Origin of the sequence: Myxococcus guangdongensis (assembly GCF_024198255.1) — a bacterium.
In the GTDB taxonomy this organism is placed as follows: domain Bacteria; phylum Myxococcota; class Myxococcia; order Myxococcales; family Myxococcaceae; genus Myxococcus; species Myxococcus guangdongensis.
On record NZ_JAJVKW010000014.1, the window covers coordinates 249,635 to 264,229 of the forward strand.

A 14,595-nucleotide genomic window follows, 5' to 3' on the forward strand; every position below is an offset into this window, starting at 1 on the left:
CCGCTTCAATCACACACGAGGGTCGAATGTCACATCCGTCGTCATCACGGCTGCACAATGTATTGGGTCTCACGTTGGGACTCCTGCTGACCGTGGGCTGTGGTCAGCAGGAGTCGGGTATCGAGCGCGGAGTTGAAGACAGTCAGACAGCGGCGATTTCGCGCATCCGGCCACGGGTCAAGCTCGCCGCGAACGCGAACCACTCCCTGGCCATCCGCTCGAACGGGACGGTGTGGGCCTCGGGGAGGAACTTCGCGGGGGTGCTCGGCAGGGACGGCCTCAGCGGGAGCGCGACGCCCCTGGAGGTCCCCGGGCTGACGGGGGCCCTGTCCGTGGCGGCGGGCAGCACGTTCTCCATGGCGCTGCGTTCGGGCGGCACCGTGTGGACGTGGGGGGCAGGGCGTCTGGGGACAGCTGGGCTCGCCTGACGACCCCGCCGCGGGAGCCACCCGCGCGACGCCCGCGCAGGTGCCCGGCCTGGAAGGGGTCGTGGCCATCGCGGCGGGGAGCACGCATGCCCTCGCGCTGAAGGGCGACGGCACGACGGACTTCCTGGACGAGGCCATCCCGGTGCTGGGCATCACCAGCGGCGTGACGTCCCTCGCGGTGGGCGACAAGCACACGCTCGCCATCCATCCGGATGGGACGCTCTGGTCCTGGGGCAACAACTCCGACGGGCAGCTCGCCCGAGGGCAGGCCTTCGACACGCTCACGCCCGCGCCCTCCCTGCTGGACTGAGCCCTCCACTTCCGCCACTGGAGGGCAATGTGTTGCGACAGCTGGATTTCATGGAATAGCGTGCAAAAACCAGCAATCCCCTGCTGGCCTCCACAGCGCACGCCAGGAGTCCCCCATGCGAATCACCTCGTCTCTCTTCGCTGTCGTCGCGGCCCTCACGCTCTCCATCACCGGCTGCGGTGGCGGCGCGCCGGTCGAGCCCGAGCAGGCCCCCGCGTCGGAGACGGTCACCAGCGAGTCGCCCCGCTCCGAGGGCGAGGTCTCCGCGATGGCCATCTGCCCGCAGAAGTGGACCTGTAACCCCATGAGCAACTACTACGGCACGCTGGAGTCCTGCACCGCCGCGTGTGGCACCAACATCTGTTATCGCGACTTCGACTGCCGGGGCGCCTGCTTCTGTCCCTGAGGCCGTCTCGCACAACTGAAGCACGGGGCGGGAAACCCATCCGCCCCGTGTCTCACCGCGAGCCCTGTTGCATCCCCTCCGAAGCCGAGGGCACGGGCATCGGCGCCCCTTGGGGCCGCGTGTCCGGCGCGGTGGAGGCCCCGCCATTGGGGCGCAGCGCGTTCTGTCCCAGGCGCGAGAAGTTGATGGAGCTGCTCAGGAGGCGGTGCGGCGAGGGGTTCGAACCCGTCTGGCTTCAGCGCCGAGCCTTCGCGCGCGTGGGGATCCGCTCCCGCCGAAAAGATGTCATCGGATTGCGAAAACCCGCTTCGAGGTGCGACACGACGCGGGCCGCTCATGCCCGGAGTTCAACATCCGAGGCGCACGACACCTGAAGATTGCTTGAGCCCGCACCTGGATACCGTGAAGAAGACGGAAAACAAGGAGCGTGGCAATGACTCGTCGTCCGTCGCCCGTCGCAGCACGCCGCATCATCCTCGCCGCATGTCTCACCACCCTCGCCGCTTGTGAAGCCACTCCGGAGCCCGGCGGCTCGGAGCTCGAGTCGCAGTCCGCCGCGGTGACGGCGGGCACGCGGCTCATCAGCGCGCAGTCCGGCCGCTGCCTGGACGTGTCCCAGAACAGCCAGACGTCGGGCCAGGGCATCAACATCTACGACTGCCACGGGCAGGGGAACCAGCGGTACCTGTTCACGCCCGAGGGCGAGCTGCGCGTGTTCGACGGCGCCTGGTGCGTGCAGCCGGCCACCGCCACCGCCGGAGCGCGCGCGGTCATCAGCGCCTGCACGGGCGCGGCGGGCCAGCGCTGGGTCCGCAACCCCAACGGCACGGTGGTCCACACCGCGACCTCGCTGTGCCTGGACGTGTCCGGCGCGGCCACGGCGAACAGCTCGCCGGTCGTCGTCTGGGATTGCAACGGCCAGACGAATCAGCAGTGGAACCTGCCAGCCGACACCCAGCCGCCCACCGTGCCCACGGGGCTGGTGGTGACGAACCTGACGTGCAACACGGCCACGCTCTCGTGGGCCGAGTCCACGGACAACCAGGGCATCGCCTTCTATGACGTCTATCATGACGGTCAGCTCATGAAGTCCGTCTCCGGCGCCGTCCTGTCCACCGGGCTGACGGTGGTCCCCGGCGCGACGTGGGGCCTGTATGTGAATGCGCGCGACGCCGCGGGCAACGTCTCGCAGGGCAGCGCCACGCTGAGCATCACCCCGCCGCCGTGCCAGGTGGACACCCAGGCGCCGAGCATCCCCACGGGCCTCACCGCCACCGCCACGGGCACCAGCGTCACGCTCAACTGGACCGCGTCCACGGACAACGTGGGCGTGAGCGCGTACGCGGTGTTCCGGGGTGGCGTGCAGGTGGCCACGGTGCCGGGCACCCCGCCCGCGACGACCTTCGTCGACAGCGGCCTGTCCGCGAACACCGCCTACGTCTACGCGGTGCTCGCCCGGGACGCGCAGGGCAACGCGTCCGCGAGGAGCACGACGGCGAGCGTGACGACGGGCCAGGCGTGCACCAACCCCGTCTGCTCCGTCACCCAGGTGGCCACCGACACGGACATCCCGTGGGGCCTGGTGAACCTGCCGGACGGCACGGTGCTCTACGGACGCCGGGACGCGCAGGACATCATCCGGCTGGACCCGGTGACGGGGGTGAAGACGTCGGTGGGGACGGTGCCCAACGTGCAGAGCACCGACGGCGAGGGCGGGCTGATGGGCCTGGTGCTCTCCCCCACCTTCGCCACGGACCGCTGGCTGTATGTGATGCACACCTCCCCCACGGACAACCGCATCGTCCGGCTCAGGTACGAGAACGGGGCGCTGAACACGGCGTCGCTCCAGGTGCTGTTGCAGGGCATCGGCCGCAACAAGTTCCACAACGGCGGGCGGCTGCGCTTCGGGCCGGACGGCAAGCTCTACGCGGCCACCGGTGACGCGCAGAACGCGGCCTATGCGCAGGACATCAACAACCTGGCCGGCAAGGTGCTGCGGCTCAACGCGGACGGCACCGTCCCGTCCGACAACCCCTTCGGCAACTACGTGTGGAGTTATGGCCACCGCAACCCGCAGGGGCTGGCGTTCGACTCGCAGGGGCGGCTGTGGGAGCAGGAGTTCGGCAACTCGGTGATGGACGAGACGAACCTCATCCAGCGCGGCGGCAACTACGGCTGGCCCAACTGCGAGGGCACGTCGTCCCAGGGCGGCTCGGGCTGCGCGACGCCCGGCTACATCGCGCCGAAGCAGACCTACACCACCGCGGCGGGCTCGTGCTCGGGCATCGCCGTGGTCCGCGACGTCCTCTACGTGGCCTGCGCCCGAGGCACCCGCCTCTACCGCGAGGTCATCAGCGGCACGGACCTGACGAACGTGCAGCAGTTCTTCGTCGGCACCTACGGCCGGCTGCGCACCGTGGAGCCCACCCTGGACGGCCACCTCTGGCTGACCACCACCAACCAGGGTGACAAGGACAGCATCCCCAACAACAGCAACGAGCGCATCTTCCGCGTCGTGCTCGGACAGTAGCGAATCGCCGGCCCCTGTCTCCGGTGCGTCACGGACCGGAGACAGCGGCGGGTGCGCCTGGCACCCACCTTCATCCCCTGCGACTTCCGACGCCCAGCTGCGTTTGCAACACGGTGGCGAATTCCCCTCCCCCGTGCCGCCCCTCCTCGAAAGGTTCCTCTCTCATGCGCTGGCATCCCCCGAGCCTCCTCGCCGCGGTCCTCTCGCTGGTCGGCTTCCCCGCCTGGGCGCAGACGACAAACGTCGCGCTCAACAAACCCTCGACGGCGTCCTCGATTCACCCCAACGGGTATCCGACGCAGTTCGCGAACGCGAAGGCCTTCAACGGCATCCTGAACACGGAGGACCGGTGGGCCGGAGCCTCGGTGCCCTCGGCGACGACGCCCGAGTGGATCGAGGTGGACCTGCAGGCCGTGCACCGCCTCGAGGGCATCACGCTGTACTCGGGCCGCGACAACACCGTGGGCCAGCAGATGCTCGACTTCGACTTCCAGCACCGCCTGGCGGCCACCGCCGCCTTCGAGCCGGTGCCGGGTGGAGCCATCACCAACAACACCCAGCCCACCTGGACGCTCCAGTTGGCGCAGCCCCTGGAGACGCGCTACGTGCGCCTGTCGTGCAAGCGCGCGTCGGCCGACGGCCTGTGCCGGGTGCGGGAGCTGGAGCTGAGGGGCGTGCGGCTGGCCAACCAGCCTCCCACGGCGTTCGCGGGGAACGACACGGCCATCGTGCAGCCGGCCAGCTCCGTCCAGCTCCAGGGCACGGCGGGCGACACGGACGGAACCATCGCCTCCTACCAGTGGCAGCAGGCCTTCGGTCCGACGACGGCCACGCTGACGGGGGCGACGACGCGGACGGCGACGGCGAGCAACCTGACGCCGGGCACGTACATCTTCCGGTTCACCGCCACGGACAACGGCGGCGCCTCGGTGTCGGACACGGTGAGCGTCAAGGTGCACGCGGGCACGCAGCCGGCGGACGCGCGCGCGGGGAAGATTCACGTGTGGTCGCGCGGCGGGACGTATGACACGGCGGTGTTCCTGCCCCTCGAGTACGGCGCGGACCCGCTGAAGAAGTACCCGCTGGTCCTGTCGCTGCATGGCCGGGGCGGCACGACGCTCAGCTCGGACCACACGACGGTGCTCTCGCAGCCGGAGGGCTTCATCCGGCAGCTCATCCCGGGCAAGGCGCTGGTCACCACGTACCCGGCCGTGGTCATCGCGCCGCACGCGCCGCGCATCGGCGCGACGCCGCCGTATGACACGTACTGGAACGTGGACCTCACGCACGCGCTGGTGCTGGAGGCCATCACCCGCTTCAACATCGACCCGGACCGCGTGACGATGACAGGCCTGTCCTTCGGCGGGGCGGGGGTGAACGACCAGCTGCTCAAGTACCGGAGCACCTATGCGGGCGGGATGCCGCTGGCGTACACGTCGCCGGTGGCCAATCCGCTGTGCAGCATCGCGGACTTCCCGCTGTGGGCCTCGGGCAACTCGGGCGACGGGACGTTCAACGCGTGGAAGTGGACCAACCCCACCGACGGCGTGCTGATGCAGCTGCGCCAGTGCCCGAACTACACCGGGGAGATTCAAGTCACGGTGACGCCGGGCACCACCCACAGTGGCTGGGATGAGTTCTGGAGCCGCCCGGAAGCCCAGACGTGGCTCGTGAGCCAGGTGCGCTGAAGCCCCGGGCCCGTGCGTCCCCATGGACACACGGGCCCGCGTGCCCTCCCACCTGGAGCGTGTCCCGGGGCATCGACTGCGCTCGAGAGGTTCTCCTTGCCGAGAACAGTCAATGGAGGGGCACCCTGCAAGCGAAGCGAGGCATTGCTGTCTGGCGGTGCCTGATGGGGCTCGTCGCGAGCTGCGGAGCCGACACGTCGGCGGATGCGCAATCGTTGTCATCCACCCAGGAGGAGGCCCTGGCTCCGCCCTGCATCAACTCCTTCTTCATCGGCGACGACACCGACGCGAAGAATTTGGTCTGGGCTGGCGCTGATGACTGCGACCGCGGGGAGACTCGCAGACGGGCGGGGACGCAGACCCCGTATTCCATCGTCCACGAACTGCCCACGCCCTGCCCCTGATGCACTTCGATGGAGCCACCGGATCCGCTTCGGTGGCGCCATCCACGCGGCGCCTGACTAGACCCGGACGGCGCCAGTCTTTCTCAGCAGCTCGAACAGCTTCTCCCGGTCCAGCGCATTGCCCTTGAAGGTCTGCGGCACGAACACCTTCTTGAGCGCCGCGTCCGAGGCATCGAACCCACCATTCTCGTAGTGGTGCTCCGCCTTCACCTTCGCCTGCACGTCGTGGTCGTCGGCGATGACCACCCCGGCCTTCAACACGCCGCCGACCCGGAGCGAGGCGTCGTTGCCGTGGCCCCAGACGACCTGGGCCTCCACGTCCTTGCCGACGATGACCTCTCCATCCGTGTCCAACCCGCTGACGCGCAGCGTGCCGCCTACCGCGAGCAGCCCCTCCATCCCCGCGTTGCGCAGCACCCCGTTCACCGTCAGGTCTCCCGTCACCAACAGGGGCCCGTCGAGGAGCACGTCACCCTTCACCACCAGGTCCCCCCGGACGAAGCGCGGCGCCTTCTTGAAGGCCGGGGTCTTCTCCTCGGCGGGGAGCACGTCCCGCGCGAGCTCCACCACGGCCATGACCGTCCACGGGAGCGCTCCCTGGAGCGAGGCCGCGAGCGGGTCCCAGGACGTGGCCCCCTGCAGCTCGAGCCCCTTCAGGACCTGCTCGACCGCGTCCACGTCCTTGTCCTCGTAGTACCAGGACGCGAGCACCGCCTTGCGCCGGCGCGCCAGCTCCTCCAGCAGGGGACGCACGTCCAGGGCGCCCGCCTTGCCCTTGGGCGGCTTCGCTCCCAGCAACTGCGCGAGGGCCGCGTGATTGTGCTCCAGCGCCTCCTGCACGGGCGTCTGTTTGCTGGAGTTCTTCAGCGTGACGTCCGCGCCGGCCGCGAGCAGGACCTGGATGACGGGCCCGCGCTCCTTGAAGCGCGCGTGCTGGTGCAGCGGCGTCCAGCCCTTGCCCGCGTTGGGGTTGGCCCCCGCGTCGATGAGCGCTTGGGCCACCTCCGCCGTCCGGGCCTCGAAGAGCGCGGTGCGCCCCGAGTCGTCGAGCGCATCCACGGGGACGCCTCCCTTCGCGAGCGGGGCGATGCAGGACACGCTGCCGTGCTCGGCGGCGACATGGAGGGGCGTGGACGTGTCTCCGTCGACAGCGTCCGTGGGGACCCCCCATCGCAGCAACTCCTTCACCAGCCCAGCGTCATCCACCATCGCGGCGAGGTGGAGCACGCCGTGCTCGCTGAAGTCCTTCGCGGACAAGTCCGCGCCCAGCGCGACGAGCGCCAGCACCCGGCCCGTGCGGCTGTTCCCCTCGTAGCCCGGGCCGAAGAACGGCTTGGCATCGAGCCCCGCCGCCAGCAGCAATCCCTTGTCGAGCGCCTTGTCCTTCTTCTTCGCGGGCTTCTGCTTGCGCAACCACGCGTGGAAGCCCTCATCGGAGAAGGCGCCCTCCAGGCCCTGGAAGTTGAGCGGGTCGTCGTCGTGCGTCACGCCCTGGGCGCACATGCCGGGGTGCTCCTCCAGCAGGGAGAGCAGCTCGCGGTAGCCCTGCTCCTTCTTGCCCTGGGTGAGCGAGCGCCAGGCCTGGAGCCCGCGGCGTCCACGCTGATGGTCCGGCAGGGGCCGCAGGCGCTCGGCCTCGTCGAGCGCGGACTCCACCTCGTCGAGCTGGGCCACGGTCGGCGTGCCGCGCACGAGGTCCTCGGCCCACTGACTCAAGGCCAACGCGCGGGCCTTCTGCGCGAGCGTCAGCTTGCCACCGGCCTTCGTGCCTCGCGTCAACGCGAGGATGCGGTCACGCAGCCCCCAGTGCTCGGCTTTCACCTCGCGCGCCCAGCGATGGGGCTCCACGCGCCGGGTCGAGTCCAGCGACCAGCTCAAGGAGTGGAGCGCCAGCAGGTGCTCGGGGTCGGCCGCCACCACCTGACGCAGCAGGACCATCGCGGGCTCGAGCTGCGGCGGCATCTCGTCCAGCAGCGCATCCGCCTTCGTCATCAGCGCAGCGACATCCACCTTCTTCGGTTCCCGGGCACGCGACATGGCTCCGAAAACTGCCACGTCCCCGAGAGGCGCGCGCGGAAATCGCACCGGGCCTGGACACCATCGCCCTCCGAGAATTCTCCGGGTTCGAGACGGGATGGAAAGCACGAGCAACGGGCGTCAAGACAACTACGCTGCGGGTGTGAACCCCACCCTCCCTGAAAACCTGTTCGCGGCCATCGAGCAATGCAACGTCATCGCGGTGGAGGACCTGCTGGCGAAGGGCGCCGACCCCGACGAGGTCGACCTCCACGCGTATCAGGCCACGCCGCTGTCGCATGCGTGCAGTCACGGCGACGAGGCGAGCGTGCGGGTGTTGCTCGAGGCCAAGGCCTCCCCGGATTCAGCGGCCTTCGCGCCACCGCTGGTCGCGGCCACGGAGCACGGCTTCGCGAACCTGGTGACCTTGCTGGTGAAGGCTGGCGCGAACGTGAACGCGGCGGATGAGAGCGGCGCCAGCGCGCTGTGGATGGCCGCGGCGCATGGCTTCACCGACATCGCGCGAATCCTGGTGGAGGTGGGAGCGAACCGCGAGCAGGCGGACAGCGACGGCAAGCTGCCCGCCATCGTCGCGCTGGAGAACGGACATGCCGCGCTGTCGGGCTACCTGAACGCTCCGGACAAGTACCCGGCCACACATTCCCTGTGGCGAGGCAGCAAGAAGCGCGCGAAGCAGGCGGCGGAGGCTCGGCGCACGCAGGTCATCGACAAGGCGATGGGCAAGGACGCCCTTGGCGCTGCGTCGACGGAGCCCGAGTGGACGTTCTCCGGCGGCATCGCGCACGGGCCCCATGCCACCCAGGATTTCGTCTCGGTGGCCGCCTCCGGAAACCTCGAGTTGGTGGGGCGGATGCTGGACGCTGGGCTCTCACCCGACTGGACGATGAGCCAGGGCACGCCGACGGCCCTGATGCAGGCCGCGAACAGCGGCGAACTGGCCGTGGTGGACCTGTTGCTCGCGCGTGGCGCCCAGGTGAATCACCGCACGGACAAGGGGCTCACCGCGCTGCACATGGCGCTGTACAAGCCCTCGGCGCGCGTGCACGGCCCCATCCTTCGCAGCCTGCTGACGGCGGGCGCCGACGTGAATCAGGCCGATGGCGACGGGCAACGGCCACTGCAGCGCGCGCTGGGCCATGCGGTGCCGGCGCTGGTGAAGATGTTGCTCGAAGCGGGTGCGGACCCGTTCATCCGCGACCGCGCGGGACGCATGCCCGCCGACTGGGCACCCACCGGCGGCAAGCACGCCGAGGCCCTCCGTGAGCTATTGGAGTCGGCGCGACAGGGACGCACCGCCGACTGACGTGAGCGCGGCCTCCGTGGGCTCGCGGAAGACAGGGAGCCCCTGACTGATGCGGTCGAAGAGCACCTCCCGGTCGATCCGTGGCGTCGCTTCTGGAAACACCTCGTCGACGAAGATGGCGCGGAGGGCATCGGCCACGTCATCGCCATACGTGTTGATGTCGAAGTGGTGTGTGGCCTCGACGGTGCCATCGAAGGCGTGGTCGTCCTCGATGACGACGCGGGCCCGGAAGGTGGCCGCGCTCAGCAGGTAGTCGTTGTGGTGGCCGAGCACCACGTCGCGCGCCTCGATGACACCTCGGACGTTGAGCTCTCCATCGGAGCACAGCCCGTGGCATCGCAGGTCGCCCAGGATGTTCACGAGCGAGTCGTGCCCCGAGTCTCGCACCACGCCGTTCACGATGACATTCCCCGTCACCGCGAACGGCCGCTGGATGGACAGGTCACCGTCCACTTCCAGGTCGCCGTGGTGGAAGAAGGTGCGCTTCAGCGTCAGCGGCCCCTTCAGCTGGAGGCGCCGCGCCTCCACGCTCAGCGCGGCGCGCAGGGCGTCCAGCCGGGCCAGGGCCGTGGCCGGGTCACCGGAGCCGTGCAGCCCCGCGGCCACCTCCTGCGCCGAGGCCACCGCGTGCTTGAACGGGAGCGTCTTGCCGGCCAGCGTCTTCTTCAGCGCGTCTGCATCGATGGGGAGAGGCGCGAACGGGTCCGAGGGGTCATGCGGGAACGCGATGCGTGGCTTGCCTCCCGCGGCCTCCACCGCGCCGACGGCGGAGACGTAGGCCCGGGCGCGTTGGCCGTGGGGCGCCCACACCTCGTCCCAGGTGTGCAGCGCCACGCCCAGCGGCGTGCGCCCCATCCCGTCGAGCGCGTTCACGTCGGCGCCGCGTTCGAGCATCAGCTTCACGAGCTCGGGCTCCACCGCGCGCAGGGCCCAGTGAAGCGGCGTCTGGGCCTCGTCATCCCGCACATCGAGGGACGCGCCCGCGTCCAGGACCTCGCGATAGAGGGCCGGAGTCGACAGGCTGAACGCCCCCGCGTTCCTGTCCTTCACGTCCGAGGGCACCCGGCCTCCCGCGGCGCGCAACAGGCGGATGAGCTCCAGCGCCCGCTCCTCCATCGCCGGGTCGTGGGGAATGGCGCGAAGCAATGGCGTCTGCTGGTGGTGGTCGCGTGCATTCACGTCCGCACCCGCCTCGATGAGCACCCGCGCCACGTCCACGCCAGGGAGCGGCGCAATCTTCGAGTACGGCTGCTGCACGACGAGGTGCAGGGGCGTCATGCCGTCACGGTTGCGCGCATTCACATCCGCGCCATCGGCCACGGCCTTCCTCACGGCCTCCGCGGTCAGCTCGTCCCGCCAGCGGGTCTTCGATTCGCAGAGCGAGAGCAGGGCCTGGGTCGCGTCACGGTTCGACATCTCGTCCTCGCCGGGTGTTGGCCCGGACTCTACGCAACCCAGATGCGCTGCTCGAACAGTCGGCCGTCGGAATCCCGCTCCAGCCGCAGGCCATGCGCGTCCCGAGGTCCGAGGTGGCCCGCGGCGTACACAGCGGTCCCACCCCGGTAGAGGGCCACTTCGAGCACGCCCACGTCCGTCGCCAGCGGGGAGAACCTGGCGGAGTACCGCAGCGCGCGGTGGCGCAGATAGCGCCACACGTCCTGCCGCACGAAACCGGCGCCGGTCAGGAACCAGGCCGCGAGCAGCGGCACCGCCACCGTGGGCCCTTCGAGTTCCGCATTGCTCTCGATAGGCCCCCACAGCAGCACCCAGGTCCCATGAGGACGACGCTGCTCGTCACGGGACGACCAATCCGCCACGAGCCGCCGGACCGCCTGCTCGATGAGCCACCGACCTGAGGTGTCCGCTTCCTTCACGGCGTCCGTGAAATCACGACTCCGGCATCCACGCCATGCGCCCTGCCGCTGCGGGTGCCGAGATGAAGGGCCACTGCAATCCAGGGGGTGGCTCCCGCGAAATCGCGCGGATTTTGAATCTTCTCGCCGCCGATGCGTACATTGCGCGTGCATCCACACAAGAGGTCCACCGCAATGCGCAACCAATTCACGTCGAAGGCCTTCATCGTCATCGCATGTGTGCTCGGGTCCATGTCGGCCAGCGCCCAGGACGACGATGACGAGGCCGCGTCGGTCAAGGTCGGCAAGGACGGCAACGTCCGGGTGAAGGCGCCGGGCGCCACCATCGAGACTCGCGGCGGCTCGGCCCGGGTTCGCGGCGGGGGCGTCGACATCCAGGCCGACGGCGCCGCGGCGCGTGACGATGACGACGCGGCGGAGACGTCCTCCCAGAGCGAGGGCTCGCTCGAGCTGGTCGACTCCGACCGCACCGTGAAGCACGACTGCGGCGAAGGCGGCAAGGTGGAGATCGTCGGCTCCAGCAACCAGGTCATCCTGACCGGCAACTGCGAGTACATCGAGGTGACGGGCAGCGAGAACAAGGTCAGCGCCCACACCGTGCGCCGCATCGAGACGACGGGCAGCGACAACAGCGTCGTCTGGAAGCACGGCCCCCAGAAGGGCAAGAAGCCGCGCATCAGCAACACCGGCACCAACAACCGCATCTCCCAGGCGCGCTGAACCAGCACGCCGCGAAGGTGGGGCGGGCAGCCCTCCGCCCCCCTTTCGGTTACACTGTCCCCCACAGGTCCGACGAGGGGGACGTCCATGGGCTCGTTGCACTCCGCGGCTCGCGCATCCACGCCCGCACCGGCTCCGAAGGCCACGCCTCCACGGGTGACCCGCACGGTGACGCCGCAGCCCTCCGCCGCGCCCACCCAGGACGTCTCGCCGGGTGACTCCGCCGACCGGGCCCCGCGCTTCGACATCGGCACCGTCGCGCTGTATCCGCCCGTCCGCGCCTTGCGTCCCATGCCGGGCGGCGCGACGACCCGGCCGCTGGGCAGGGTGCAGGCCCCCAGCGCGCCCGTCAGCGCCAGCCCCGACCTCGGTGCCATCCCGACCTCGGTCGCGGCCACGGTGGGCGCGTTCGGAACGAACCTGCTCCGCGCGGCGTTGGCCCCCCGCGCGCCCGTGGGCGACGCCTCCCCGCCCCTGTCCCGGCTCGCGGGAGGCAACCCCCTCCCCGCGTGGCTCCGGGCGCCGTTCGAGCAGTCCTACGGCTATGACCTGTCACCAGTCCGCCTGCACACTGGCCCCACCGCGAGACAGGCGGCGAGGTCCGTGGGCGCCGCGGCCTTCACGCTGGGCGACCACATCGTGCTGGGCGGCGACGTGGACGTCGCGAGCGGCGCGGGGCGGCACATCCTGGGACACGAGCTGGCGCACACCGTCCAGGCTCGGCTCGGCGGCGGCCGGGGCCGCATCAGCGAGCCCTCCTGGCCCTCCGAGCGCGAGGCCGAGCGCGCCACCCGGGCGGCCCTGGTCCAGTCGCCCTATGAGCTGACCGAGGGCGCCGGAGAGGACCTGCACCGCATCGCGCCGTGGCTCGTGCTGGCCGGAATCGGCTTGGTGGCGGGCGTCGTCACCTGGGCCATGTCCGACAGCCCCGAGGAGAACCAGCGCCGCCACGCGGAGGGAGCTCCAGACCCGTCCAGGAGCCTCTGGGCGCTCGTGCCCATCTACGGCTCGGTCCAGCAGATTCGCGAGGCGGAGTCGTACTTCCAGCGCGCCCTGGGCACCGGCTTCCTGATGGTCGACTTCGCCACGCTGGGCGCCGCGGGCGTCGCGGGCCGGGCGCTCATCCGGGCTCCGGCCGCCCTCGTGCGCACCGCCATGGCCCGGCGCGCGGCGGGGACGCTCGTCGTCCGCGAGGGCGGCGAAATCGTCACGGAGGCGATGGCACGCGAGACGGTGGCGGCGTTCACCCGCGAGGGCGGCGCGGTCTTCGCCACGCGGACGGCCGCGGCCACCGAGCTCGAGAGAGCCCTGGGACGCGGCGCCATGGTCGCCGTGACGGAAGGCGGGCTGAACCACGCCGTCATCTACGCTCGCAACGCCGCGGGGCAGGTCATGAAGATTCACGGCGGTCCGCTGCGCGTGCTCTTCCAAGAGGTCCCCCAGGCCCTCACGCCGCAGCTGGCGGAGAGTGTCGCGCGGCGAGCCAACGCCTACGTGGTCATCGAGGCCGCCGAGGCCACCGTCAGCATCGAGCAGGCGGTCGCCGTCGCCCAGCGTGGAGGCAATGCCATCCTGCGCTGGTTGCGAGGCACGCCCACCAGCTGCGGCATCATGCAGGGCGCGATTCTCGAGGCCTCGGGGCTCCCCGCGCAGACGCTCGCCAGGCTCCTGCCCTCGGGAGGCGCCGCGGCGCGGCTGCTCCCCATCACCCTGCTCGAGCACATGGGAGGCAACGCCGGCCTGCGCTTCGTCGAGGGCGGCATGGCCCGCATCATCGGCGGCACGCTCATGCAGGGCGGACTGTCCGCGTTCGGCGGAGGCGTGGGCGTCGTCACCTCCACGCTGATGCGGGTGTTCACCAGTCTGCTGGCGCCCGAGCCCGACGCCACGCCCCCGACGCCCCGTCGCCCCAGGACGGGGAGCACGGCGCGACGCACGCCCGAGACAGACGCCTTCGCCCGCACCATCATCGAGCGATGGGGACGCACGCTCCTGGGGCCGGCGAGCATGGTCAACGCCTCGCTCCCGGACATCATCCCCGGCTGGCTCATGACCACGCCCGAGTTCAGACAGTCGCTGGTGCTCTCGCTGGTGGCTCAGGGAATGTCCCCCTCGACCGCCCTGGCCGTGGTCGCTGACAGCTGAGCCGACGGCGTCACCCGGACGAGGTGACACCGCCGCGCGCCCGCTCCTGCCGCCACACGCAGACCTGGCACACGCCGGCGATGAGCAGCAGCCCCCACGTGCACCGAGGCTCACGCGTCGCGGCGAGCACGAGCACCGACAGCCCCAGCATCCACGGCGCCCAGAGGGATTCCCCCTCCCGATAGCGCACGTACACGCGCGCGGGGAACACCAGGAGGACACACGGCACGGCGAACGACAGCCAGTCCCCGGAAGGCGCGCGGAGCATGAGCCACAGCGACAGCGCCGTGAACACGCTCCACTCCGCAAGGACCAGGCCCGCGCGCCGCGCCAGCACCCTTCGCGCTCCGCGCCACGCCAGGAAGGCCCGCGCCTGCGCGACGGACGGCCCGGGAGACGTCGCGTCCTCCGCTGATGGCGGGGGCGTCGCGACCTCCTGGAGCAACCGCGAGCGTCGGGAGTGGGCCTGCGCCCCGAGCGCCACGAGCCCCAGGACACCGACGCCCAGGATGACGCCCCAGTCCCGGGACGACGGGGCTCGCGCCCGCGGGGCGAGCGGGGCCACACGAGGCCCCTCCGCTCGAGGCGAGGACCCATCCAAACGGGTCGCGATGACGTGAGCCATCATCGCGGCCAGCGCGACGAAGACGCCAAGGATGATGGGGACCTCGCGAGGCGCGGCCATGTGGACAGTGCAGGGAAGACCGGGCCACAAGTCAATGGCCCGGTTCACGCCCCTGCCCGAGGGCA

The 14,595-nt window shown here is 70.5% G+C and carries 12 protein-coding genes and 1 pseudogene; 9 read left to right on the plus strand and 4 right to left on the minus strand.

Annotation, left to right across the window (positions count from 1 at the left end):
• The first annotated feature begins 26 nt into the window (after positions 1-26).
• The 6 genes and pseudogenes from LXT21_RS35200 (at position 27) to LXT21_RS35220 (ending at position 5,362) form a co-directional block, all read left to right on the plus strand.
• Positions 27-428: an RCC1 domain-containing protein gene (locus LXT21_RS35200; protein ID WP_254042613.1), complete on the plus strand. Its 402-nt coding sequence runs from the start codon at positions 27-29 to the stop codon at positions 426-428.
• Positions 415-468: pseudogene (locus LXT21_RS45710) on the plus strand (hypothetical protein); the annotation flags it as partial. The gene LXT21_RS35200 and the pseudogene LXT21_RS45710, both read left to right, overlap by 14 nt.
• Before the next feature lie 21 nt (positions 469-489).
• The gene (locus LXT21_RS35205) at positions 490-738 is read left to right on the plus strand and encodes an RCC1 domain-containing protein (protein WP_254042614.1); all 249 of its coding nucleotides are present in this window, start codon (positions 490-492) and stop codon (positions 736-738) included.
• Between the two features lie 115 nt (positions 739-853).
• On the plus strand, positions 854-1,144 hold the full coding sequence (locus tag LXT21_RS35210; protein WP_254042615.1) for a hypothetical protein: 291 nt from the start codon (positions 854-856) through the stop codon (positions 1,142-1,144).
• 433 nt (positions 1,145-1,577) lie between these two features.
• Positions 1,578-3,674: a PQQ-dependent sugar dehydrogenase gene (locus tag LXT21_RS35215; protein ID WP_254042616.1), complete on the plus strand. Its 2,097-nt coding sequence runs from the start codon at positions 1,578-1,580 to the stop codon at positions 3,672-3,674.
• 164 nt (positions 3,675-3,838) lie between these two features.
• Entirely contained in the window at positions 3,839-5,362 is a 1,524-nt protein-coding gene (locus tag LXT21_RS35220; protein WP_254042617.1) for a PKD domain-containing protein, read from the plus strand.
• Positions 5,363-5,823: 461 nt separating this feature from the next.
• Here LXT21_RS35220 and LXT21_RS35225 read toward each other — a convergent pair whose 3' ends face one another.
• Positions 5,824-7,803: an ankyrin repeat domain-containing protein gene (locus LXT21_RS35225; RefSeq protein ID WP_254042618.1), complete on the minus strand. Its 1,980-nt coding sequence runs from the start codon at positions 7,801-7,803 to the stop codon at positions 5,824-5,826.
• A gap of 97 nt (positions 7,804-7,900) precedes the next feature.
• Between LXT21_RS35225 and LXT21_RS35230 the strand changes: the two genes are divergently transcribed.
• Entirely contained in the window at positions 7,901-9,106 is a 1,206-nt protein-coding gene (locus LXT21_RS35230) for an ankyrin repeat domain-containing protein (protein WP_254042619.1), read from the plus strand.
• On the opposite strand, the gene LXT21_RS35235 is transcribed toward LXT21_RS35230, so the two are convergent.
• Positions 9,068-10,522 (minus strand): ankyrin repeat domain-containing protein, encoded by a 1,455-nt coding sequence (locus tag LXT21_RS35235; RefSeq protein WP_254042620.1) that lies wholly within the window; start codon positions 10,520-10,522, stop codon positions 9,068-9,070. The genes LXT21_RS35230 and LXT21_RS35235 overlap by 39 nt on opposite strands.
• A gap of 29 nt (positions 10,523-10,551) precedes the next feature.
• Positions 10,552-10,980: a hypothetical protein gene (locus tag LXT21_RS35240; protein WP_254042621.1), complete on the minus strand. Its 429-nt coding sequence runs from the start codon at positions 10,978-10,980 to the stop codon at positions 10,552-10,554.
• 174 nt (positions 10,981-11,154) lie between these two features.
• On the opposite strand from LXT21_RS35240, the gene LXT21_RS35245 reads away from it, so the two are divergent.
• Both LXT21_RS35245 and LXT21_RS35250 read left to right on the plus strand, forming a co-directional pair.
• Complete coding sequence (locus LXT21_RS35245) at positions 11,155-11,700, plus strand: DUF3060 domain-containing protein (protein WP_254042622.1); 546 nt, start codon at positions 11,155-11,157, stop codon at positions 11,698-11,700.
• Positions 11,701-11,787: 87 nt separating this feature from the next.
• Entirely contained in the window at positions 11,788-13,845 is a 2,058-nt protein-coding gene (locus tag LXT21_RS35250; protein WP_254042623.1) for an eCIS core domain-containing protein, read from the plus strand.
• Between the two features lie 10 nt (positions 13,846-13,855).
• Here LXT21_RS35250 and LXT21_RS35255 read toward each other — a convergent pair whose 3' ends face one another.
• A complete protein-coding gene (locus LXT21_RS35255; protein ID WP_254042624.1) occupies positions 13,856-14,530 on the minus strand; it encodes a hypothetical protein in 675 nt (224 codons plus the stop codon).
• Positions 14,531-14,595: the final 65 nt, after the last annotated feature.